Consider the following 23,491-nt stretch of genomic DNA (forward strand, 5'->3'; position numbering starts at 1 on the left):
TATTAAATTAATCTGTAGACCAGAGCCCAATCTGTCAGAATATAGGAGCACCGAGAAACCTTGGTGCGGTTTAATTTTTTCTAATGTAGTGGCATAGCTAATTTTGCCACAAGATAAGAATCTAAAACCAGTTAAACCACTGCGCATAACGCATGTTATGTAAGATCAGAGCGTGAAAATGGTTCGCTACGTAAAATTTAGCGAACCCACTCCCACCAAGAGTAATTTCAAGTGGGTAGCTGACGGCCATCAAACATCTCAAAAGACCTTTATCCGCAGGAATATTCCTGTTTCTCTTAGCCCCGAATACTTTTCACCTCTCATACCTTTTATCTGCGTTATTTTTTAACTGCATATGAGAGTAGCTAAGCAAGCCGTTACGATGCTCCGATTCTTTAGAGTCAATAACTTCAATAGTCCTTCCTTCAACACTCAGCACGACTGACAAATGGGTATCCTTACCATTCATCCGCCTATCATAAATTGCAATAACAGAACCTAAACTTAATGAATGCAGGATGTCTTTTTTCATTTTTAAAAACCTGATTTCATTGGATCTACAGGCCGGATGCCGACGATTGTAGCCCAAGATCTAAAAAGCCTCCTGTGAGGAGGCTAATTTCGATGAACCACTACAGATTCAGTTAATTATTCACACTTATACAACTTAATTTCAGGCGGTTCGCCTTTAATGCCTAAGTATGTATATTCTAGATAACAATTATTTGATTTTAACTCGTTAGTAAGCGGGTCAAAGTTATCAACTAAACTAAATACAGTCTTAACATAACCATCACCGCCAATTTTGTAGCTTATAACTATATCGTCATTATTTGTGTTATAAACTCCATCACCAATCCCATCGGTTATATTTCCCCATGTAACCGCAGTAAAATGGCCGGGGTAGCCATATACAAAATTGCAACCTTTGCACCAAGTAGATATTAAGTCAGGATCTAACTTTGCATGCTCTTCTAAACCATTTATTGCTAGCTTAGAGTATGAAATATTAAGAGCGTCATTGATTGTGCCTTTTACACCTTTTAATACCGATGTTTTAGCATCGTCTTGCAGGTTGATAAACTTAGGTACCGCCGTCGCTGATAGTATGCCAAGTACAATGATCACAATGACTAATTCTATTAATGTAAAACCCTTATTACGTTTCATTCTGAGCCTATAATTAAATTTATTAATCAATTATACAGTGCGGCCATAATATAGCTGTCCGGTAACGGACATAGCTAATCGATGCTACAGCTTAGGATTCTGTCGCAAACTCAAAGAAAAACGTTCTAAATGAAGAGTTCACTCCTCCTCAGATAAAATTATAGATAAAGAACCTTAATAGGCATGTTATATAAGAGCAGATCGTGTAATTAGTTCGCGACGTGAAATCTAGCGAACTAATTTCCATCAAACATCTATCTAGCTACTTCAGTTCAAGCCAAATACCACCGTAAACACACATCATGATATCGCCTCATCACAGTTTTAAAATAACATACCAGTAACAAAACCATTCACTGATCTGGATCAGTTTCCCCATTTTCCAACTTGTTATCATTACCCATAAATAAGTAACTAATAACATAATCACTGACGAATTAAGGATGACACAATGGACATTTGGACTAAACTTTTAAGCGATCTTTTTTCTGATACTGTTGGTATTGCTTCATTTAGCGTGATTGCACTGACGTTTATTATTGTTAGCGTACTTATTAGTATGTTTGTTGTGAAAAGTCGATAACCCAAGACTTAATAGCAATACACAGATTATTATCAGCAAATAGCGACTATAATTAATGCATCATCATGAATGTTAGCCGCTTTGCGTCGCCTAATTAAGGACATTCAGCCACTCGGAGATGTCCATGATAACCATCATAAATCTAGCTGAAGCCAATCTATTTATTAACCTGTCACAGACCATTACCCACAATGATTACGAAACCGTATTAGAACCGGTGATCACAGATATATTAAAACAACACCCGCAGGTGAATGTTTGCGTTGTCTTTGCCGATGATTTTACTGGATTCGAGCTACATGCCTTAGTCGATGATGCAATGATGGGGATAAAATACTGGCAGTACTGGCATAAAATAGCGTTTATTGCAGAGCCTAAATGGTTGCATAAGATGGCAACCATGCTTGAAGGGATCAACCCGATCGCCGTCGAAAGTTTTTCAACGACGCTACAAGCTGAATTATGGTTTAACGAAGAAGAAATTTTTTAATATTAAATAGTAGAATTAAACTAACTGGCCGTTAGCTTTATCGCTATTTCAATTTTTCCGCAATTTCAACAAGAATGCCCTGATCTTCTTCACGGGCAACCGCCAGCCAGGCACTACCAGTGTAATCTTCAAATTCAAATAATAAATTAATGTCTTGGTATTCTAATACCCAAGCGTGGCGATCTGCGCCCCAATTTTTATCACATACACGAGCAGCGATTAACGCAACCAAAGTCGGCGCGAGGGTAGTAAAGTTTTCAAAATTCAATTCAGCATGTTCCAACATCAAAATGTTATCTGTTGCTTGTTGTGTTGCGAGAGTCCAGCTCATGGTTTTGTTATTCCCTGCTATTCATGAAATACGATTTAATTATACGCCGTAAAAAATTAGTCGTACGCGGCTATTTTAGTCAAAAACTGACGCCCGAAACGTTCTAATTTAACGTGGCCAACGCCGTTAATATCCAGCATTTCCGCTTCATTTTGTGGTTTTATCTCGGCCATTTCCGCCAGTGAAGCATCATTAAACACCACATATGGCGGAATGTTTTCACTGTCAGCAATGTCTTTACGTAATTTTCGCAGAGCAGCAAACAATTTACGATCATAATTAAAGTTAGCAATACGGCTACTGCGCTTTGGTGCCTTATCCACATTGGTCATAGGTTGTAAGCGTGGCTCCGCTAACTCCAATGCCTGTTCACCGCGTAATACCGGGCGCGCCGCTTCTGTTAACTGTAATACCGAGCTACGCGTAATATTCTGTAATAACAAGCCACAGTGAATCAATTGACGCAAAACACTTAACCAATGTTCTTGTGACTTTGCCTTACCAATGCCAAACGTCGATAATTTATCGTGACCACGCTCTTTCACGCGCTGATTCTGTGAGCCTCTTAATACATCAACGACATACGCCATACCAAAAGCTTGGCCAACACGGTACACACACGACAACGCCATCTTCGCATCTTCAGCACCGTCATAACGTTTTGGCGGGTCGAGGCAAATATCGCAGTTACCACAAGGTTTGTCGTTAAACTCACCAAAATAATTCAGTAATACCTGACGACGACAGGTTTGCGCTTCAGCAAACGCCACCATCGTATTAAGCTTGTGCATTTCCACCCGTTGCTGTTGTTCGTTTTCAGTTTGTTCAACCATATAACGTACGCGCATGATATCGGCTGGATCAAACATCAATAACGCTTCAGCAGGTAAACCATCACGACCAGCACGACCCGTTTCTTGATAATACGATTCGATATTTTTCGGTAAATCATAATGCACCACAAAGCGTACATTGGGTTTATTGATCCCCATACCAAAGGCGACTGTCGCCACTACAATATCCAGCTCATCACGAATGAAGGTTTCTTGGGTCTCTTGACGTTCTTGTTGTGATAATCCTGCATGATAAGGTTTGGCATCAAAACCTGCACGAGCGAGTCCTTCAGCGACTTCTTCAACACGTTTACGGCTTGTACAATAAACAATACCACTAACACCGTCTTGTTGTTTCACGTAACGTTTAAGTTGATCTAATGCTTTGAACTTTTCCACCAGTGAGTAACGAATATTAGGGCGATCAAAACTCGACATACTCACTTTCGGCTCATGCATTTGCAATTGGTTAAGAATATCTAAGCGTGTTGCATCATCCGCCGTTGCCGTTAATGCCATCATAGGAACATTCGGGAAAAACTGTTTCAACTTCCCTAATTCATTGTATTCAGGTCTAAAATCATGACCCCAAGAAGAAATACAGTGGGCTTCATCGATGGCAAATAAGCTGATTGGAAACTGTTGTAGGTATTGTAAAAAATCGCCTACCATCAAACGCTCAGGTGATAAATACAATACCTGCAAACGGTTGTTTTGTAGGTCATTATAAATTTGTGCCGATTCTTGTCGCGCCAATGTTGAATTCATATACGCCGCAGAAACACCGCTGGCACGCAAGGCATCAACCTGATCTTTCATCAAGGAAATAAGTGGACTTAGCACTATGGTTAAACCACCACGCACCAAGGCTGGTACTTGATAACACAATGATTTACCGCCACCCGTGGGCATAATAACTAAACTATCGAGACCCGCCACCGCATGTGCAATCACCTCTTCCTGACCCATGCGGAATTGTTGATAACCAAAAACACTTTCAAGCACATGTTGCGCTGATGGCAGGGTAGAAACGGTTGCAGTCATGGTGGTTCAATCTCAATATAAATAATGGGTGTACGCAGTTCTGCGAATCCACGATTTTAGCAGTATATACCCGCTATAAACAAACACTAGTCGAACAAACACCAGTGAAAAATAACCATCTCGACATGCACAAAATAATTCAGTGTATAAAATCGGCCTAAACGATGTCTTAAAACTCGCCTAAACTAAGATGTGAATACGCTATAACCCGCTAATCGAAAAGGACATTCACTTTGCATATATTAAAACAAGCTATTTTAATTATTTGTGTTACGGCGATCTCACCGATGGCGAACAGCCAAATTTATCCATCAGCAGGCACAGCTTGGGTCATCACAGGTAATCAGCAAAGTGCAACGGCCGTAAATTGGCAACAACAATTTAGCAGCCCTGAACAGGTCTCTCGCTGGGAAGAAAACCATGCTGATATAAATATCGGGGGCCACTACCAACATGCCACAACCAAAATTGCCAGAATAGATTACATGTACAATCAAAAATTAGAGTGGAAAATGGGGATTAAAGAGCAGTATTTACGTCACCAACTCAGCCAATCTCAGCAAGACTATGAATCGCTGTTTTTACACTTCCAAAATGACACTACAATGCCATTACCTAAAAACACCAATGGCCACCTAACCCCGCTTTATGGGGTACCTGAAGTTGCCGCCATTAAAAATAATGACTCACCCGCTACACCAGTTAGATTACTGACGATGCCGCTGCAAAAAGCCATCACAGTGGTCAACCAACAAACGCTATATCTACTTTCATCAGAAAAAATTGATGGCTTAACCCTGCAATTTAATCATCAAAACAAAGGCCAGAAATTCACCGATGCCAGCATTGATATCGCCTATGCGACGAAGGCTATAGACAGTTCATCCGCGGATCTGAAAAATGAAGATACAGACTGGAAAGCATTAACTAAAAGCGCATTAAGCAATACAACCAAAGTATCTTGGCTTCCACCCGCAAGCTGGCCAAGAGTTACATTTACCCCAGTATTAAATCAACAAACTTCGGTGGCACACGCACGTTTTTTTGTTATCAAAATAACGATCAATACGCCATCAGTAGGGCTACAGCTCGCAGGTATAGATTTACCATCTTGGTATAGAGTCACCCAAAATAGGGTAAAACAGCTGATAACAATCCCTGGTTGGGATCCTGTGAACGATATAAATAAAGATAATTATATTGATGATCGGGAATACGCAATACGTAAGAACACCCAAGCCAGCGCCCGTTTCCCCTACCAAGCACGTCTCGTGCCGCTAGGTCGTATGTGGAGTCCGCAATCTTCATTTTGTTATACCAACTTATTCACCGTCGCCAATCGTAAATTATTGGCAGACTATCTCGATCAACATTGGCAAGCGCAAGGCTTTGTCGGTGCTTATAATGATGATTTATATCGGATCCCGGGGAAGGTACAATTCCCAAGTAACAATGAAGGTAAGGTATTAGAGCTACAACTGCCGATTAAACAAGTCGGTCCACACTATTGGCAACAGCTCAGCGCATTTACCCAACAGTTACAGCAAACAGGCACAGCACGCTGGATAGGCGCGAATATTTCAAACCTGAATGTATTTACCGAACCAGGTTTATTACCCGTGAATAAAGGCTTTAACTTCTTTGTCCGTGAAGACTATATTCATCCCAGCATGGGATTAGCCCACAGGGATGGTCTGCTGCAACGCTGGGAACACTTTGTGCTGGCCGCGCAAGGGAAACGCAATATACTGATGGCCAATACCCGTAAAGGCGGAAAAGTGAGCTGGCAAGGTCATACCACTGCCAACTGGTCACATGATAAGAGCACCAATCTGGCGATCTTTTATTTATTAAATAACCCCAGCCTCGATTTTTACCAGCAATGGAATAATAGCTTTTACTATTCGAGTAGTAATACCGAGAGCAATAATTTCTATCAAGCCGGAATACCTAAAAATGCCGCTTACCAACCAACCAGCATGTTACGCCATGACATTGGTAAACCGATTGCTGCACCAGCCAATTATCCCGCGGTCAGTTATGTTGATACGGATAATAATATCATCGCGACCAGTCTTGATAACCAACTCAGCGTCAATAAACAACAGCTATCTATTGTGCCAAGCCATTGGTTCTATCTATCCCACAAGACCTCGCTGACGCTGCCATGGCAAAAAGAGGCACCGCAAGAAGCGGTTATCGCCCGACGTTACCAACAGGGTTTAATTCTCTATTACACAGACCTAAATGGTAAAAATAAAACATTCAGTCAGCAAGCGACAACGAGCGTAAAATTACCCGGTCAATACCGCTTGCTGCATGCCGATGGCAGCCTTGGTCAGGTGATCAATAAAATCACTTTAACCGGTTATCAAGGTGTAATCTTGATCCCAGAAAAACCAGCAACATAAAATAAAATCAATCGAATACACAATTTCAGGTGTATTCGCTGCAAAACTGAGTTACCTTAACGTAACTCAAATATAAATAACATTAATAGCCGATAACGCTTAAGCAGGATGCATGCAAATAATGACCGAGCAAGATGTAGTAGACCAAGAACTCACTGAACAACAGATGCTTGATTTCATCAGTGATATGTTCATGAACCAAATGCCATTTAATGATTTACTGGGTATGCGGATCACCGGTTACACCACTGACAGTATCGAATTACGTATCAACATGGATGATAAGCTCATTGGTAACCCGATTCGTAAAATACTCCACGGCGGCGTGACGGCGAGTTTACTTGATGTCGCTGGCGGCATGCTAGTTGCGGCAGCTGCGATCCCACAAATGGACATTAAGAGTGCAGACAACTTCCATAAAAATCTCAAATCACTGGGAACCATAGACCTGCGTGTCGACTACTTACGTCCCGGCTGGGGTGATGAGTTTACTGCAACAGCGCAGATCATCCGCTCTGGAAATAAAGTCGCAGTCACACGAATGGAATTACATAATCAAGAAGGCGTACACATTGCTTTTGGCACTGGCACCTATTTAGTTGGTTAACCAAACCATAAAGATTATTAATATCACTATCCCTGATTATCCATCATTGTTATGCTAGCCGACCTATTTATTCCTATAAAAACCGCTGGCATAACCAATGACAACCAACAATGATACTAAGCACGGGATAATATTCGCCGTTCTCGCGTATGTAATGTGGGGCATGGCTCCACTCTATTTTAAACAGTTACAACAAGTTCCGGCTTATGAAATCTTAGCTCATCGCGCGCTGTGGTCTTGTATCTTTATTGCAGTATTACTTAGCCTATTTAAATTATGGCCAATGGTAAAATCGGTATTATCCGTCCCTAAGAATGTGTTATTGCTGCTTTGCACTTCCTTGCTGATCAGTATTAACTGGCTAACTTATATTTGGGCAGTGAATAACGGCCATCTGCTTGATGCCAGTTTAGGGTATTTTATTAATCCGATTATTAACGTATTTCTGGGTATGGTATTTTTATCTGAGAGATTACGTAAGCTACAGTGGGCAGCGATTTTACTCGCGGTTGTCGGCATTTTAATTCAGATTATTGCGTTAGGCTATCTGCCTTGGGTGGCGCTAGTATTAAGCTGTAGTTTTGGATTTTATGGCTTACTACGTAAAAAATTAAAGCTCAATGCGCTGGTTGGTCTGTTAATTGAAACCATCATCATGTTACCTGTCGCGGCAACTTACTTGTTTGTGTTTGCAGATTCTGCGACATCAGATCTCAATGCGAACAGCATGCACCTTAACTTACTACTACTGAGTGCTGCTTTTGTCACGACCATACCGCTATTATGTTTTAACCATGCAGCAGTACGCTTACCGTTATCAACACTCGGATTCTTCCAGTACATTGGGCCTACATTGATCTTTATTCTCGGCGTGACACTGTATGATGAAGTCGTCCATGCAGAAACACTAATGACGTTTGGCTTTATTTGGGCTGCGCTAGTGGTGTTTAGCCTTGATGGTTTTAAAAATAATCGTCATCAACGGGCAAAATTAAAACCTGAATAACACATCAAAATACCGATGACAGTATCGATTTAACCATCAGTATCCATCAGCACCCAAGAGCAATTATCAGTGGGTGTTGATGTTATTGGTTAGACTCATTCGAAGCATAGTCTTCCAGCTTTAAAAATGTCACCGGCTCTTCAAGTCGACCTGGGAGCAAATTGCCAAACTTGTCATAACCACCATCTAAAAATGAAATATTCACTTCTGATACCGCGAAAAAAGTCGTTAGCAATGCGCCGCTAGAATTCGTCAAACAGGAACCTGCATCGGTTTCTCCGACAAACGTACTTGTCACTTTTAACTCAATCAATAATTCACAATTACTACTAATACTAAGCTGGGATTGAGTCAAACTGGCTAATACTTGCGGAAAATAATACGCACCAGCAAAATCAGATGCACGTGGGATCGTATAGCTGTATAGACGAATCAAACCGTTAGGGGTAGCGACCAATTGCAAAATGCGTTGGCGGAATGGCTTGTTTGCCGAGTCAACAATATTACTCTCTATATACAGCCATTCACCATCAATACGATCTTGCCAAATAGGTAAGATCTGCAGACCGATGTTAACTTTACGTCCCTGAATAACATCGTTAGTTGATTGATGAACACCGACTAACCATTGGCTTAATAACGCAGTATTATCTGATTTAAATAAAGCAGAATAAGCCAATGAGCTGAATAGGCACATAAGCGCGACGATAGATCGTAATATCAAAATAACTCCCTGTAGCCACATAGATAGCGCTAACATCCAAGTTAGCGTGTAGTATGCAGTGATACTATCCTAAAAAATCGCGCAACTATACTACAAAAAGTTGAGTCTGACTATAGAGCCTGCAATCTAGCATAAGATACTACCAACCATTTGCTACCGAGTTGATCAAACTCAATTTGAATGCGGCATTGTGGACCACTTCCTTCATAGTTCATCACAATCCCCTCACCGAATTTAGCATGTAATACACGCTGACCTAATTGATAACCCGTCGACTCAAATGACATTTTTTCAGAACCCGCACTAAAACGCCCAAACTGGGTTGGTTGACGGATCTGGGTTTTCAATCTGATCTCTTCAATGTACTTTTCCGGTATTTCACGGATAAATCGCGATGGACGATGATTCATCTCTTTACCGTATAAACGACGCGACTCCGCATAACTAATATAGAGTTTTTTCATCGCGCGGGTAATACCCACATAACAAAGGCGGCGCTCTTCTTCCATTCGGCCAGATTCTTCCGTCGATTGTTGGCTTGGGAACATCCCCTCTTCAACACCAATCATAAAGACCACGGGGAACTCCAAACCTTTCGCTGAATGCAGTGTCATCAATTGCACAGCATCATCGAATTCATCCGCTTGTCCCTCTGCAGACTCTAATACCGCAAACGCTAAAAATGCCGATAGTTCCGTCATTTCTTCACTGTCATCAGGGATCTTAAAACCACGTGCGGCAGAAACTAATTCCTCTAAGTTCTCAATACGGGATTGGGCTTTTTCACCTTTTTCCAATTGATACATAGATTTCAGGCCTGAATATAACACCACATGATCGATTTGTTCATGCAGGGCCAACTCAGCAACATCATTATCAAGTGCAGTGATTAGCTCGACAAACTTACGGATCGAACTCGCGGCGCGACCGGCGATCAAGTTATTATCCAGTAAGTAGGTCGCAGCTTGCCATAATGTTGAACCTTGCTCACGACTCGCATCACGTAACAAGGACAAGGCACGATCGCCAATACCACGAGTCGGTTTATTAACGATACGTTCAAATGCCGCGTCATCATCACGATTATTCTTCAGACGCATGTACGCCATGGCATCTTTAATTTCTAAACGATCAAAGAAGCGATGACCACCATAAATACGGTAAGCGAGCTGTTCTTGTAATAACGCATCTTCTACGACACGAGATTGTGCGTTACTACGGTATAAAATCGCGCAGTCACTGAGTGAACCACCTTGATCTTGCCACTCTTTAATGCGCCCAACAACAAAGCGGGCTTCATCAACTTCATTAAATGAGGCATATAAAGAGATCGGATCGCCTTCGTTATCTTCCGTCCATAATTCTTTGCCCATACGCTCGCTGTTATTGACGATCAGCGCATTGGCCGCATTCAAAATATTACTACTCGAACGGTAATTCTGTTCCAGTTTAATGGTTTTAGCACCATCGAAATCAGTTAAGAAGCGTTGGATATTAGCTACCTGTGCGCCACGCCAGCCGTAAATAGACTGATCATCATCGCCTACGATCATCAAATTACCGCGATCACCTGTCAACATACGTAACCACGCATATTGGATATTATTGGTATCTTGGAATTCGTCGACCAAGATATTAGAAAAGCGATCTTGGTAATGCGCTAAAATATGTGGTTTGTGTAACCACAACTCATGGGAGCGTAACAACAGTTCACCGAAATCAACTAATCCGGCACGATCACAAGATTCTTGATAGGCTTGATAAATCTTGATCCAGTTACGTTCAATCGGATCATACGCTTGTAAATGTTCAGGACGTAGACCTTCATCTTTTTTACCACCGATATACCACATAGCCTGTTTTGCTGGCCATTGCTTCTCATCCAGATTCATGGCTTTAATCAAACGCTTTAATAAGCGCAATTGATCATCACTGTCAATGATTTGAAACTCAGCTGGTAGACCCGCATCAAGGTGGTGAGCACGCAATAAGCGATGAGCAATACCATGGAAAGTACCGATCCACATACCTTGCTGACGACCATTTAATAGTTTATCAACACGGCCACGCATTTCAGCAGCAGCTTTATTGGTGAAGGTCACCGCTAATAAAGAATAAGGTGAACATTGCTCCACCTGCATTAACCAAGCTAAGCGATGTACCAATACTCTGGTTTTGCCACTACCTGCGCCAGCTAAAACCAGCATACTTGATGGTGGTGCCGCAACAGCATTACGCTGCTCATCATTGAGGCCGTCCAGTAAGAGAGATACATCCATAATTTAGTCACCTTAGACTGTATATTTAATCAGTAGAATAAAAGGATTATAACAGGCTTGTTAATTCATCCAAGTGCGTTATTTCAATATCGGGTAAATGACTGCTTTTGTTACTCGTCATTAGCGAGTGTTGTTGATCATTAAACCAAGCTGACATGAAACCATTGCTGATAGCACCAGCAACATCTGATTTAAGATGATCACCAACATGCAGTATATGTTGGGGTGGTAACGCTAACGTATCAGCCGCAAGCGTAAACAAATCTGGATAAGGTTTCATTCTTAAACCATTGCCCGGTTTTATCACCGCGGTAAAAAAAGGGCTTAAACCAATTTTATCGGTATCGACATTACCATTCGTCACCGCAATTAACGGGACTTTACTCGCCAATGCCGATAACACAGCAAAGGTATTTTCTGGCACGACAAAGTCACTACGCACCGCCAGTACTTGCTGAAAAATATCGTCAGCGATGACACGAGCATCCAGTTCACTATGACCATGGCGTAAAAACAATGCCGTTAAACAAGCAACACGGATCGCACTCACATCATGCACCAAACTCGGCTGTTGATGAATGACTTGGCGTTGTAACTGTAACCAAGCATGACGGTCTAAATGGGTAATGTGCGGATACTGACTGCGTAAATGCATGTGCATCCACGTTTCAGCGCGGCGCACCACAGGAACATTGTCATATAAGGTATCGTCCAGATCGAAACTCATGGCTTTAATCTGTTGTAATCGTCGATAGAATTTCATCAATCCTCTCTGTTCTTTTTCTTTGCTCGAGGGTGAGCAGCATCATACACCTTAGCGAGGTGTTGAAAATCCAAACTGGTGTAGATCTGCGTGGTACTGATATTAGCATGCCCTAATAATTCTTGAACGGCACGTAAATCGCCACTGGATTCGAGCATATGGGTAGCAAATGAATGACGTAATTTATGCGGATGCACATGACTTGTCAGTGTTTGTTGTTGTCCCCACTTCGCCATACGGCTTTGCACACTGCGATGTGATATTCGACGGCGCAATTGACTAACAAATAATGCTGGCTGCGCACTATCAGCGTATTCACTGCGTACTTTAAACCACGCTTTTAATGCCGCGATAGCCACACTGCCGATGGGTAACTGACGTTGTTTATTGCCTTTACCAATCACGCGCATGGTCTTGTCATTTAGCTTAACGTCTTTTAAATCTAAGTTAACTAATTCATCTAACCGTAAGCCTGCCGAGTACATTAATTCCATCATCGCTTTATCACGCAGTACTAAAAAAGGGTCATCTTTTTCATCAGAATTAGACACTGCAAGCAATTGATTAATTTCATCAACATCAAGATTTTTTGGTAAGGCTTTATGCTGTCTAGGCGCGGATACGCCCTTAGCTGGATTGGCACTCAAGTCTCCTTGCAGCACCAAATAGTCACAGAAGCTGCGTAATGCCGATAATTTAGTAGCCAAACTGCGTGGCGATAAACCCAATTTATGATTTAAAGTCGCTAACTTACGCACTTGAGATGCATCAAGTTCATGCCATTCCGAGATGGGTAATGTCAGCATTTGTTCGGCGAATAGGGTCAGATGACGGCGATAATTACGTGCGGTATGCAAGCTTAATTGGCGCTCACTGGTGATATAACGTAAAAAACGGTCAATCGGTTTAAGCAATTGTATTGGTAGCTCGCAAGGTGCAGGTAAGTCACTACCTGCTGCGATATTATTTTTTGATGGCGTTGTCACGTAGAGGCATCAGTTGCGGTAACAGGGTAGAGATAATGCGGCAAAGTTGACCTAACAGCAAGTTATCCATGCCCGCTTGGTAATGATCCGCGTTAGCGCTACCAATAGCGAGTAAACCATATTCACCGCGCTCACCCAATGCCATTAAGGCCACCGAGTTAACCAAAGCATCTTGACCAAACAAAACCGCTTTATCCACGCCAGTGACAGGACCAAAGTAATGATCACCACCGGCAAATTGTTGCTGACGGATCCGAATGAGTTGCCCAGCCGAGATAGCGAGCGGTAAATATTGTGACTTAAGGTGAAAATAAGCTTCATTAAGATGTAAATTAACGGCCGCTAAAGGCAGCTGAGATTGGATCTCATTGACTAAAATACGCTGCATCTGCATCACTGAAGTACAATGAAACAGTGCCGTATAAATATCTGCATAGATACGAAATAATTTATCGTTATCTGCGGCAATCGCCACTAATTGTTGTAACTGTTGTTCTAAATCAGTAATCCGCTGGCGTTGGCGATCTAAACGTACCGTCACCAAAGAGACGCTGCCTTGCTGACCATGAGAAATAGGTAAAGAATCAACTAACTCATTATTGCGAACAAAGAAATCCGGATTCGCCTGTAAAAAAGCAATAACATCTTGCTCTAAAATAGCAGGCGATTCCACATCCAAGACCGACGCTGAAACATCGATCATATATTTATTTGTCCATCGTAAACGTGTGTAGCAGGTCCGGTCATAAATACCGGAGTACCGGGACCACGCCATGATATTTGTAATTTACCGCCTGGCAGTTCAATACATACATCTTGACCCAGCTTACCTTGTAATTGACCGACAACAGCTGCAGCACAAGCACCTGTACCACATGCTTGCGTTTCACCCACCCCGCGCTCATAAACACGTAACTTGGCGTGGTCTGGCGACAAAACTTGCATAAAGCCAGCATTAACACGATTAGGAAAGCGTTCATGGTGGGCAATCGCATGACCAAGATCTGCTAATGGTGCAGCCTCGATATCATCAACTAATGTCACACAATGTGGATTACCCATTGATACAGCACCACAAAATACCGTGCTCTCTAACGCGCGTAAAATATAGGTTTTTTCTTGCTGCTTGGCACGAAATGGAATTTTGTCGGGGGATAATTCAGGCACCCCCATGTTCACCGTTATCTGGCCATCGTATTCAACTTGCAAGGAAATCTTACCTGCGCTAGTACTTACCGCAATCTTGCTCTTATTGGTTAAACCTTTATGACGAACAAAACTCGCAAAACAGCGTGCACCATTGCCACACTGCTCTACTTCAGTACCGTCAGAATTAAAAATACGATAATGAAAATCAAGATCAGGATCATAAGGTGCTTCAACCACTAACAACTGATCAAAGCCAATACCGGTATTTCTATCCGCTAAACGTCGAATATTGTCATTATTAAAAAATACATTTTGAGTAACACAGTCAACAACCATGAAATCATTACCCAAACCGTGCATTTTTGAAAACTGTATAAACATATGAACCTGTAACCCTTATTCTATTCAGTCGGTAAACTATTATTACGCAGGTAAAATCGTTTCATCTTTCCAGATTTCTGCCAGTTCTTCTCGGCGGCGGATCAAATGAGCGACATCACCATCAACCATCACTTCAGCAGGACGACTACGTGAATTATAGTTAGAACTCATTGTTGAGCCATAAGCACCGGCAGATCGCACCACGATATAATCATCCATCGCGATCGTTAAATCACGATTCTTACCTAAGAAATCACCGGTTTCACAAATTGGACCAACAACATCATAGTTTCGAGATTCACGTACTAATGATTTATTCACTGGAGCAATTGCTTGCCATGCACTGTATAACGCAGGACGAATCAGATCATTCATCGCCGCATCAACGATAGCAAAGTTTTTATGTTCAGTAAGTTTAATATATTCAACTTTACTGACCAAGATACCGGCATTTGCCATGATTGCACGACCCGGTTCAAAAATAAGCGCCAATTGACGACCGGCTAACTTATCTTTTAATGCTTGTGCATATTCAGCTGGTTGTGGTGGTGTTTCACCATCATAAGGCACACCTAGACCGCCACCCACATCAAGATGCGCAAGCACAATACCTTGCGATGACAGTTTGTCGATCAATATCAAAAGCTTATCTACCGCTTCTAAAAACGGTGAAAGTTCGGTTAACTGAGAACCGATGTGGCAATCAACGCCTTTCAATTTAAGACCAGGCATTTTGCTCGCCGCTTGGTAAACACCTTCAGCAAGATCGATATCGATACCGAATTTATTTTCTTTTAAACCAGTGGAAATATATGGATGTGTACCGGCATCAATATTCGGATTGACGCGAATAGAGATAGGCGCTTGCACACCGCGACTTAGCGCAATATCATTAATACGCTCTAGTTCAGATGTTGATTCTACATTGAAACAATGAATCTGATGATCGAGCGCTAAATTAATTTCAGCGACTGTTTTACCAACACCAGAAAATACAATTTTACTTGGATCGCCACCGGCCGCAATAACGCGTAACAATTCACCACCAGAAACAATATCAAAGCCAGAACCTAAACGCGCCATCACGTTAAGTACTGCGATATTTGAATTAGCTTTTACCGCATAGCAAACCAAATGCGGGTGCTCACCAGCGGCATCATTAAATGCATTCCAATGACGTTCTATCGTCGCTCGGCTATATACATATGTCGGTGTACCAAACCTTTCTGCTACGTCTGCTACTGCACACTGCTCCGCAAACAACTGGCCATCATCCTGATAATTAAAATAATCCAACGCTCTATTCCTTTTCTTTAATTCGTAAACACATCCATTCATTGCCCATCATGTGACAATGTTTTCTTATTCAGCTTCACTGCTTGGCGTCTTACTCGCCACATTATTATCAACACTTTCTACTGCAGGTGTCGCTACCGACTTAGCCTTCGCAGCATCAGGTCCCGTTCCAGGCGCATATAAAGGACCTGAAATACCGCAACCACTCAGTAAGCCAGCACTAAATAGAAAGGCTAATGTAATAAATGTTGTTTTTCTTACTTGGCTCATAACCGACTCAATGATAAATTAATTCTATCCCTTATAATCGCACTGACAAAATTAAAAGCAATAGGATTAATAAAAAATGACTGATTCAGAATTCCACGAACAAGTAGATGAACTATTAATTAGCTTTGAAGAGATCATTGATGACAGCGATGTTGAGCTAGATTATGAAAACAGCAACAGTATTTTGACGTTATACTGCCGTGATGGTTCGCAAATCATTTTGAACAAACAAGCACCACTACATCAGCTTTGGGTAGCAACAAAAGCCAATGGTCATCATTTTGCATTTATTAACGATACTTGGATAGATAACCGCACCCAGCAAGCATTATCAGTCGTATTAACTGAAGCAGTTAAAAATCAAGGCGGTGAAGACGTTAGCTTTTAACATGAAGTACATACCAAGGATGTAACTAAAGCTTATATTCTTGGTATGATTTCAGTGGCGTCATAACTTATCTGATTGTTTTGTTGTTATTTAGTCATTCCATCACAGAAATAACTAAATTTTAGGCAAGAAAAAGGCCGCACTAGATAACTAATGCGGCCTTTTTGCGTTGTCGTAATAGCTCATATCCTTGAACTTATTGTGCTCCCTGCACTTAGACGTTTTTACCTAATCCGTTAGGTGATTTACTTTTCCCCAATCCTTTGAGTTGTTCCTTTGGCAATCCTAGCCTAACAAGTCATCCTAACCTGTTTCTCATCTCCGTCCTGGAGGTGTCCTTTATTCACTCTAAATCCGTGAGTGCTATCCTTGTGATCCACCACATCCTTGCGGTTTCAGTAGAGAGCCAAGTCATCATCCTGATGAACATCCTGCGTCTCTGGAAATAAATATAACAAATCGAGAAACAATAAATAGCGATAAAAAACAAATTTAATTAGTGCCATAACACTAATCTTTCAGTATAAATCGCTATAAATACCGTGAGAGTAGGCTTTAAGCATTAGATCCGAAGAAATAAAAGCACCTCACCCCTAGGATCACACCTGAATATAAGTACTTTATCTACGGATTCGAATAGTCGATCTCTTACATGCTAAAAACAGCCGCTCAATACCACCGCCATTGAGTATGAAATAGCAGCCATTAATCTGTGATCACGATCACTCAGCCTTATTAATCACCACCAATAATCAATCCAAACGGCGCTAATAGTTGTTCCTGCTGCCAACTGCAAATCGTCACACCGTACAAATTAACCTGTCTTGGGTCGAGACCGGTTAAATCGACGTGACTTAAATTACAATGCTGAAGATTACACTGCGACCAGCTCTCAGGAGAGAATTCACCACGGCTCAGATCTGAGCCCTGTAATGATGCTCCCACTAAATTACAACCACTCCAGCGGTTTTCATACAACTCACATTTTTCGAGACGTTGCTCGGCAAGATTGGCATAACTCAAATTACATTGACTAATATAAGCGGAACAGAAGAACGTTTTTTGCGTAATATAATTAGCAAAACTAGCGCGATTAAAGTCTACACCTTTCAAATTACAACCACGAAATTCAATGCCAAAGCACTCCGCACCAACAAACAGGCTCATACTTAAATCGCAATTTTTAAAACTAGCACCTTTCAAGTCAGCATAATCAAAACGGCAACCGCTGATATCACCTTGCTCGATAAATTTACAATCGATAAATTCTGCATCAATTAACTGTGCATGCTTGAAGTCACAACGGTAAAAAGTACAGCGTGTAAAAATCAGCGATTCTAAATCTTGATCTGTAAAATCAGTTTCAGTAAAAGTGTTATCGGTCGTCTTCATCATCTTGTCCCCTTGCTCGAATTAGCATCAGGTTACTACCAATATCCCCCCCATACCTAGCACTATTCCACCACAAAATTGAAATAAAAACACAGGGTTATAATGGCTGTTTTAAGCTGGATAATAGGAGCTTAACGAAGAGAAAACAGATCTAACGACATGACAGTCGAATATTCAGAAACGATTAACAGGCACAACCTGTAGCATCACTATGACCCATGTTAATAAGTGAGCAATTACACGTCAAAGTCGTATGATAAAGCAGCATGTTCGCGTGAGTAAATAATTGAAGGGAAATAAAACAGCAGATAAAAGAAAAGGACGGCATAAATGCCGTCCTTAAGTAGTCACGTAGCCCAATCCTTGAACTAATTTTGCTCCCTGCAAATTGACTTACCTAATTTCCTTTAGGTTTAACTCCCAATCCATCGGGTTTTTTTTATTACCATCCTGGTACAATAAATCAATCCGATTTATTTCATCTCCATCCTGGAGGTGTCCTTAAACTCAAATCCGTTGAGTGTCCATCGCATCTTCATCCTGAAGACTTTTCCTTGCGACCACATCCTGTGGTAAATCCTATTCGATAATCCATATCTAGTTAGTAATCCTTACCAACTACGTCTGCGTCCTTACGGATACCTACTATAGAGAAATCCCATTTTGCTGCAATGCATAAATCGATTTTTTTGCATAAAAAATACAAGATACAGATCACACTATAAATTTAATTACATATTATCAATAAGATAACAAACACAACAAGGTGTATCACATGAGTAAAAACGAATAAACCCACAACCATAGAATAGTAAAATCTTACGCTTTTAATAGTCAATGTCTTACAGCTATAAATCGAATTTAAAAATAAAACTTGGCGTTTTCAATAAAAACACCTAAGAGGTGGAATCATGGATATAAATGAGGGGACTATTTCGTCGATACGTAAGGAATAACTTCTAATTCTTGGCTTTCAGAATAAACGATATCGTAAAATTGCGGTAAGTTGAAATTAGCAAATGTGCCTTCGTTACGAGATTCTTCTTGAGAATTGGTATAAAAACGATGAACACCTTTAATGAGCTCATCTTTATTACCGCTTAGATGCTGGTAGGTTTCGACACGGTTAGCTTCATCAACAATATAGACGTTAAAACCATTTTTATAATTCTCAAAAAAGAACTGGACCAGCCCTTCTGATGAATGTGACTCAACAGCCAAAGGCGTCCCTTCTGCTGTTGTCGTTTTATCAATACGCAATGGCATTTGTTCTAGCTTACGCTCAGAAATATGGTTATATAAATCAAGCGATGTTTCAAGTTTACGAATAGAGACACCACGGCGTTCAAAATAAATACCGAAACGCTCATCACTAATCGCCAACATTTTAACAACCTGATCTTTATCACGTTGTAATCGTGTACTAATACAATCACGCACTAAACGCTCAAAACTATGACGAATCAAACCACGAAAATGTAAGCTATAACAGAACACTTTAATCGAATCAGGTTCAGTCGCATCCTGATGCATTTTACCCATGATAGTCGTCAATGCGTCAACAATACGCTCTTCACCAGAAAAATGCAGCGTTCGCACTTCATTCCAAGAATTACGATAAATAAGATCAATACTACCGACTAAGCAGGCCTTGCAATCACCAAACGAGAAAACATCACTAGTATTGGTATCAAATTCAATAATACGACCGCCCCAATGGTTAGTCGGGTCATACTCTAGATTTAAAAATATAGATAAATCACGGATTTCACAAGGTCGGCTTAACGCTTGATTCGATGCCGGTTTTGCTTGTATCGGAAACTTATTCTTAAGATCTTTGCAGAATGAATTCAAGACATCGCTATTCATATCAGAGTCTTGATTAAAAATATCAACGTCAGTTTTATCAGCCATCAAACCGTTGAAATAGCTCCAGGCCACCAACTTACTTAAATAACCGTTGTGTTCCAATGGTTTACGACCAACTATCTGCATTGGTTCAAGCGATGAATTATATAAGTACCACCCTGAGTTATTGAAACGGCCATCGGGAACTTGTACAAAACTAAGTTGTTGTTCGGATAAATCAGGTGATATCTGCGGATTAATATAAGTCACTTTCCCCGGCAAAGACTCAAACGCAGCGTATAACTTGCGCGACAAAATACCGATATCAGCAGGATTAATCGATTCACTGATATTATTACGACGAGCAAAACCAATAAGATTACGATAACCCTTCATCATTGCATCGAGTAATTCGGGGTGCGCCTCTTGAACTTGCTCAATCTTCCAATTATCACGATTATCAAGATGCGCAATGCGATCTGGATGCCAACCCCATTCACTGATAACGTCAGCAACAGAAGTGTGATGCCATTCTGGACGCGCTAATTTTTCCGCAGCGCAGTTTCCACTGAACATCTTCAAGTAAAAGCAACGACGTAATAAATCAACACGCGCGTTATCACCTATTTTTTCAAGGTAAGCGGTTACTTTTACTAAAATCTGATAATAGGTGTCGTGCGACAGCTCCAATTGCTGTGAAGATGCCAATTGGAAATTTTCTTTCATTATTTGCGATAATAAGCGGTTATTTGGGTACTCTGCAGAGTACGCTTCCATTAATAACGTTTTCAATACCGCCTTATAAGGGGAGTCGATACCTTTATAAAGTTGCCACAATGCAGAACCAAAATACTCTTCAGCTGGAATACGTGGAAAACCACCCAAATCAACCCACTCTTCACGATCAATGATGCCATCAGCAACCAATTCATCGACATAGTCATCATAATTATTATCAAATTCAACAGGTAAAATATGCCAAAGGCTAGGCTTACCGGCGACTCGTAAAGCACTGCGATAAAATTCATCTAACAAAAGAAAGTGTTGGGCGCTGCCACAACTTTCTTTTGTCATCACCGCATTATTTACTTTTCGGAACTTATCTTCTGCAATCAGAAAAAAGTTAACTTCGACATGATAAGTTTCTGCCCACGCGGTGATCAGCGTGCATTTCTGCTCTAATAACTGCGCTTGTTCTTCACTCATTGCCGGATCGTGGCATACCCAAATATCGAGATCACTACGCCAATTCTGGCCAATAGACCCGGTACTGCCCATGGCATATAAGCTATAGATAGGCGAACACGTTGCGCATTTATCATCTAACTCAACATTTAATGCCGTTAAATAATCTTGCTGTTGTTCGTCAGGTGTAAATAGGCAAATACCATAAGGGACTTTCCCTGCTAGATAAACAGGTAGGTTTGGGTGATTACAATGCAGTAAAAGAGGTAAAATAGCTGTCACTTCACGCCCATTATCATCCATTAAGGATAAGGCGCGATCAAGTCTAAGTTGGTTGAACAACTTAGCTTTCTGTTTCAGTTCAACAATTTTATTCTGCAAAATAAAACCTTAAATGAGAGAAAACCATGCTTAATCTTATTGATTATTTACAACAAAATTGAGCCATATAAGACAGGCATAGAAGTGTGATGATGCTAACAGTTTTCTAGATAATGGTAAACTTATAGCACCAAAATAGTCACATTATTAATATGGGATAGGATTAAATCCGCTAAAAATGACGTAGGTGATTGGTTTGTCATTATTGTGGCAGTCCACAACAATGTTATCTACTATTAGTAATTCGGCTTCAACAAAGCACTTGCGCACAATTAATAAACAAAAAGAAGTAAAAAAGATCGCCAACAAACAATTTAAATAAAATAATTGATTTAGGGGTTGCATAAACATTTGGAAGTGGATAATATCTGCCTCCTCGATTAGGGGCGCTGATTCAAAACAACGTTACCAATATTAATCGAAAGTATGGGGTCCTTAGCTCAGTTGGGAGAGCATCGCCCTTACAAGGCGAGGGTCACTGGTTCAAGCCCAGTAGGACCCACCATATATTAAATCTGGTTATATCTTTTATAAGATAATTAACGGGATTTTAAAAAGAATTTGGGGCTGTTAGCTCAGTTGGTAGAGCAGTTGACTTTTAATCAATTGGTCGAAGGTTCAAATCCTTCACAGCCCACCAACTTCTTACTGTTATTTCTTATTTAGAAAAACAGTAAACAATAAATTGTCGCGGGATGGAGCAGTTTGGTAGCTCGTCGGGCTCATAACCCGAAGGTCGTAGGTTCAAATCCTGCTCCCGCAACCAGTTTAAACGATAGCCACAACTATCGATAAAAAATAATGTGGGTCCTTAGCTCAGTTGGGAGAGCATCGCCCTTACAAGGCGAGGGTCACTGGTTCAAGCCCAGTAGGACCCACCACTTAATTGTGGTGTTACGTTTAATACGTAAAACTATAAAAAGAAAGACTATGGGGGCTGTTAGCTCAGTTGGTAGAGCAGTTGACTTTTAATCAATTGGTCGAAGGTTCAAATCCTTCACAGCCCACCACTTTCTTACTGTTATTTCTATTAGAAAAACAGTATACAACAGCATTGTCGCGGGATGGAGCAGTTTGGTAGCTCGTCGGGCTCATAACCCGAAGGTCGTAGGTTCAAATCCTGCTCCCGCAACCAGTTTAAACGATAGCCACAACTATCGCTAAAAAATAATGTGGGTCCTTAGCTCAGTTGGGAGAGCATCGCCCTTACAAGGCGAGGGTCACTGGTTCAAGCCCAGTAGGACCCACCACTTAATTGTGGTGTTACGTTTAAGACGTAAAACTATAAAAAGAAAGACCATGGGGGCTGTTAGCTCAGTTGGTAGAGCAGTTGACTTTTAATCAATTGGTCGAAGGTTCAAATCCTTCACAGCCCACCACTTTCTTACAATAATAAATAAAAAAACCTCGTTTATCGAGGTTTTTTTATGCCTTTTTTTTGTGCCATTCTCTATGCTTAAAATTTAATACTATAATTTATGATTATCCCACTTGACCTTCCTCCTGAGGTAACGATTATCATGTCTCGTCTGTTCATTTTTATTTATTGCTGATAACGAACCTTTCATGCGCATAGTATTATTGATTTTATTAATCTTAATCAACACCTTCTCATTACCGCTTCAGGCAATGAGTCAGTATGCTATGTCTGCAGATCTGCCTTGCGATATGCAAAATATGTCATCAGATCAAACTACAATGACTGATATGGCGAATATGACTCATTGTATGGAGGCAGCAGAGCCCGGCAGTTTAATCGGCGACACAGAAAAAAATCACTATAACGGCTGCCAAACAGATAGCTGTAATGACTGTAATGCCATTAGTTTAATCTCCTTTATTAACCACGATAAGCTAATCATAGATACGCATAAACAAAACAGTATCATTAATCACCCACCGACCCTCTTCCTAAGAACATACCAAGATAACCTCTATCGACCGCCTCTCATTAATTGATTTAAATAATTTAAA

21 protein-coding genes and 8 tRNA genes are annotated in these 23,491 nt (G+C 40.9%); 15 read left to right on the plus strand and 14 right to left on the minus strand.

The window, feature by feature from the left end:
• Positions 1–313 precede the first annotated feature (313 nt).
• Positions 314–532: a hypothetical protein gene (locus FR932_RS17330; RefSeq protein ID WP_019441263.1), complete on the minus strand. Its 219-nt coding sequence runs from the start codon at positions 530–532 to the stop codon at positions 314–316.
• Positions 533–648: 116 nt separating this feature from the next.
• Complete coding sequence (locus FR932_RS17335) at positions 649–1,170, minus strand: type II secretion system protein (protein ID WP_019441264.1); 522 nt, start codon at positions 1,168–1,170, stop codon at positions 649–651.
• 451 nt (positions 1,171–1,621) lie between these two features.
• Here FR932_RS17335 and FR932_RS17340 point away from each other — a divergent pair, with 451 nt between their 5' ends.
• Positions 1,622–1,753, plus strand: coding sequence for a DUF3149 domain-containing protein (locus FR932_RS17340; RefSeq protein ID WP_019441265.1), 132 nt, complete (start codon positions 1,622–1,624; stop codon positions 1,751–1,753).
• A 124-nt stretch (positions 1,754–1,877) separates the two neighbouring features.
• Entirely contained in the window at positions 1,878–2,243 is a 366-nt protein-coding gene (locus FR932_RS17345; RefSeq protein WP_019441266.1) for a SpoIIAA family protein, read from the plus strand.
• Between the two features lie 43 nt (positions 2,244–2,286).
• Here the strand turns inward: FR932_RS17345 and FR932_RS17350 are convergent, their stop codons facing one another.
• Both FR932_RS17350 and recQ read right to left on the minus strand, forming a co-directional pair.
• Entirely contained in the window at positions 2,287–2,574 is a 288-nt protein-coding gene (locus tag FR932_RS17350) for a DUF3630 family protein (protein WP_019441267.1), read from the minus strand.
• Between the two features lie 56 nt (positions 2,575–2,630).
• Entirely contained in the window at positions 2,631–4,451 is a 1,821-nt protein-coding gene (gene recQ, locus FR932_RS17355) for a DNA helicase RecQ (protein WP_019441268.1), read from the minus strand.
• Between the two features lie 233 nt (positions 4,452–4,684).
• Between recQ and FR932_RS17360 the strand changes: the two genes are divergently transcribed.
• From FR932_RS17360 to rarD, 3 genes are all read left to right on the plus strand, one after another.
• Positions 4,685–6,862 carry a hypothetical protein gene (locus FR932_RS17360; RefSeq protein ID WP_019441269.1) on the plus strand — a complete coding sequence of 726 codons (2,178 nt, stop codon included), beginning with the start codon at positions 4,685–4,687 and terminating at the stop codon, positions 6,860–6,862.
• A 112-nt stretch (positions 6,863–6,974) separates the two neighbouring features.
• The gene (locus FR932_RS17365) at positions 6,975–7,469 is read left to right on the plus strand and encodes a thioesterase family protein (protein WP_050998988.1); all 495 of its coding nucleotides are present in this window, start codon (positions 6,975–6,977) and stop codon (positions 7,467–7,469) included.
• 97 nt (positions 7,470–7,566) lie between these two features.
• Positions 7,567–8,475: an EamA family transporter RarD gene (gene rarD, locus FR932_RS17370; protein WP_019441271.1), complete on the plus strand. Its 909-nt coding sequence runs from the start codon at positions 7,567–7,569 to the stop codon at positions 8,473–8,475.
• 82 nt (positions 8,476–8,557) lie between these two features.
• On the opposite strand, the gene FR932_RS17375 is transcribed toward rarD, so the two are convergent.
• The 8 genes from FR932_RS17375 to lptM all read right to left on the minus strand — a co-directional run bounded on the left by FR932_RS17375 (position 8,558) and on the right by lptM (position 16,323).
• Positions 8,558–9,199: a chromophore lyase CpcT/CpeT gene (locus FR932_RS17375; RefSeq protein WP_240532394.1), complete on the minus strand. Its 642-nt coding sequence runs from the start codon at positions 9,197–9,199 to the stop codon at positions 8,558–8,560.
• A gap of 110 nt (positions 9,200–9,309) precedes the next feature.
• Positions 9,310–11,478 carry a DNA helicase II gene (gene uvrD / locus FR932_RS17380; protein ID WP_019441273.1) on the minus strand — a complete coding sequence of 723 codons (2,169 nt, stop codon included), beginning with the start codon at positions 11,476–11,478 and terminating at the stop codon, positions 9,310–9,312.
• Between the two features lie 46 nt (positions 11,479–11,524).
• On the minus strand, positions 11,525–12,241 hold the full coding sequence (locus FR932_RS17385) for an HAD-IA family hydrolase (RefSeq protein ID WP_019441274.1): 717 nt from the start codon (positions 12,239–12,241) through the stop codon (positions 11,525–11,527).
• A complete protein-coding gene (gene xerC, locus FR932_RS17390) occupies positions 12,241–13,227 on the minus strand; it encodes a tyrosine recombinase XerC (RefSeq protein ID WP_019441275.1) in 987 nt (328 codons plus the stop codon). Before xerC ends, FR932_RS17385 begins: the two co-directional genes overlap by 1 nt.
• Entirely contained in the window at positions 13,205–13,930 is a 726-nt protein-coding gene (locus FR932_RS17395; protein ID WP_019441276.1) for a DUF484 family protein, read from the minus strand. The genes xerC and FR932_RS17395 overlap by 23 nt, the downstream gene beginning before the upstream one ends.
• Positions 13,927–14,757: a diaminopimelate epimerase gene (gene dapF / locus FR932_RS17400; protein ID WP_019441277.1), complete on the minus strand. Its 831-nt coding sequence runs from the start codon at positions 14,755–14,757 to the stop codon at positions 13,927–13,929. Before dapF ends, FR932_RS17395 begins: the two co-directional genes overlap by 4 nt.
• 42 nt (positions 14,758–14,799) lie before the next feature.
• Positions 14,800–16,053, minus strand: a complete 1,254-nt coding sequence (lysA, locus tag FR932_RS17405; protein WP_019441278.1) for a diaminopimelate decarboxylase — start codon at positions 16,051–16,053, stop codon at positions 14,800–14,802.
• A gap of 66 nt (positions 16,054–16,119) precedes the next feature.
• On the minus strand, positions 16,120–16,323 hold the full coding sequence (gene lptM, locus FR932_RS17410; RefSeq protein ID WP_019441279.1) for an LPS translocon maturation chaperone LptM: 204 nt from the start codon (positions 16,321–16,323) through the stop codon (positions 16,120–16,122).
• 76 nt (positions 16,324–16,399) lie between these two features.
• On the opposite strand from lptM, the gene cyaY reads away from it, so the two are divergent.
• Entirely contained in the window at positions 16,400–16,711 is a 312-nt protein-coding gene (gene cyaY, locus FR932_RS17415) for an iron donor protein CyaY (protein WP_019441280.1), read from the plus strand.
• 735 nt (positions 16,712–17,446) lie between these two features.
• Here cyaY and FR932_RS17420 read toward each other — a convergent pair.
• Positions 17,447–18,103, minus strand: coding sequence for a Qnr family pentapeptide repeat protein (locus FR932_RS17420; protein ID WP_026032129.1), 657 nt, complete (start codon positions 18,101–18,103; stop codon positions 17,447–17,449).
• Positions 18,104–19,033: 930 nt separating this feature from the next.
• A complete protein-coding gene (locus tag FR932_RS17425; protein ID WP_019441282.1) occupies positions 19,034–21,517 on the minus strand; it encodes a class I adenylate cyclase in 2,484 nt (827 codons plus the stop codon).
• A 429-nt stretch (positions 21,518–21,946) separates the two neighbouring features.
• Between FR932_RS17425 and FR932_RS17430 the strand changes: the two genes are divergently transcribed.
• The 9 genes from FR932_RS17430 to FR932_RS17470 all read left to right on the plus strand — a co-directional run bounded on the left by FR932_RS17430 (position 21,947) and on the right by FR932_RS17470 (position 23,476).
• Positions 21,947–22,022, plus strand: a tRNA-Val gene (locus FR932_RS17430).
• 59 nt (positions 22,023–22,081) lie between these two features.
• Positions 22,082–22,157, plus strand: a tRNA-Lys gene (locus FR932_RS17435).
• 49 nt (positions 22,158–22,206) lie between these two features.
• Positions 22,207–22,283 (plus strand) — tRNA-Met (locus tag FR932_RS17440).
• Between the two features lie 39 nt (positions 22,284–22,322).
• Positions 22,323–22,398 (plus strand) — tRNA-Val (locus tag FR932_RS17445).
• 53 nt (positions 22,399–22,451) lie between these two features.
• A tRNA-Lys gene (locus FR932_RS17450) sits at positions 22,452–22,527 on the plus strand.
• Between the two features lie 48 nt (positions 22,528–22,575).
• Positions 22,576–22,652: transfer RNA gene (locus FR932_RS17455), tRNA-Met, on the plus strand.
• A 39-nt stretch (positions 22,653–22,691) separates the two neighbouring features.
• Positions 22,692–22,767 (plus strand) — tRNA-Val (locus FR932_RS17460).
• A 53-nt stretch (positions 22,768–22,820) separates the two neighbouring features.
• Positions 22,821–22,896, plus strand: a tRNA-Lys gene (locus tag FR932_RS17465).
• Positions 22,897–23,083: 187 nt separating this feature from the next.
• Positions 23,084–23,476, plus strand: a complete 393-nt coding sequence (locus FR932_RS17470; protein WP_019442719.1) for a hypothetical protein — start codon at positions 23,084–23,086, stop codon at positions 23,474–23,476.
• The last annotated feature ends 15 nt before the right edge of the window (positions 23,477–23,491 follow it).

This window comes from Moritella marina ATCC 15381 (genome assembly GCF_008931805.1).
GTDB lineage: Bacteria > Pseudomonadota > Gammaproteobacteria > Enterobacterales > Moritellaceae > Moritella > Moritella marina.

Excerpts from the sequence above, each read along its gene's own strand:
- FR932_RS17330 (WP_019441263.1), bottom strand. The coding sequence starts at position 532 with ATGAAAAAAGACATCCTGCATTCATTAAGTTTAGGTTCTGTTATTGCA.
- FR932_RS17335 (WP_019441264.1), bottom strand. The coding sequence starts at position 1,170 with ATGAAACGTAATAAGGGTTTTACATTAATAGAATTAGTCATTGTGATC.
- FR932_RS17340 (WP_019441265.1), top strand. The coding sequence starts at position 1,622 with ATGGACATTTGGACTAAACTTTTAAGCGATCTTTTTTCTGATACTGTT.
- FR932_RS17345 (WP_019441266.1), top strand. The coding sequence starts at position 1,878 with ATGATAACCATCATAAATCTAGCTGAAGCCAATCTATTTATTAACCTG.
- FR932_RS17350 (WP_019441267.1), bottom strand. The coding sequence starts at position 2,574 with ATGAGCTGGACTCTCGCAACACAACAAGCAACAGATAACATTTTGATG.
- recQ (WP_019441268.1), bottom strand. The coding sequence starts at position 4,451 with ATGACTGCAACCGTTTCTACCCTGCCATCAGCGCAACATGTGCTTGAA.
- FR932_RS17365 (WP_050998988.1), top strand. The coding sequence starts at position 6,975 with ATGCAAATAATGACCGAGCAAGATGTAGTAGACCAAGAACTCACTGAA.
- rarD (WP_019441271.1), top strand. The coding sequence starts at position 7,567 with ATGACAACCAACAATGATACTAAGCACGGGATAATATTCGCCGTTCTC.
- uvrD (WP_019441273.1), bottom strand. The coding sequence starts at position 11,478 with ATGGATGTATCTCTCTTACTGGACGGCCTCAATGATGAGCAGCGTAAT.
- FR932_RS17385 (WP_019441274.1), bottom strand. The coding sequence starts at position 12,241 with ATGAAATTCTATCGACGATTACAACAGATTAAAGCCATGAGTTTCGAT.
- FR932_RS17395 (WP_019441276.1), bottom strand. The coding sequence starts at position 13,930 with ATGATCGATGTTTCAGCGTCGGTCTTGGATGTGGAATCGCCTGCTATT.
- dapF (WP_019441277.1), bottom strand. The coding sequence starts at position 14,757 with ATGTTTATACAGTTTTCAAAAATGCACGGTTTGGGTAATGATTTCATG.
- lptM (WP_019441279.1), bottom strand. The coding sequence starts at position 16,323 with ATGAGCCAAGTAAGAAAAACAACATTTATTACATTAGCCTTTCTATTT.
- cyaY (WP_019441280.1), top strand. The coding sequence starts at position 16,400 with ATGACTGATTCAGAATTCCACGAACAAGTAGATGAACTATTAATTAGC.
- FR932_RS17420 (WP_026032129.1), bottom strand. The coding sequence starts at position 18,103 with ATGAAGACGACCGATAACACTTTTACTGAAACTGATTTTACAGATCAA.
- FR932_RS17470 (WP_019442719.1), top strand. The coding sequence starts at position 23,084 with ATGCGCATAGTATTATTGATTTTATTAATCTTAATCAACACCTTCTCA.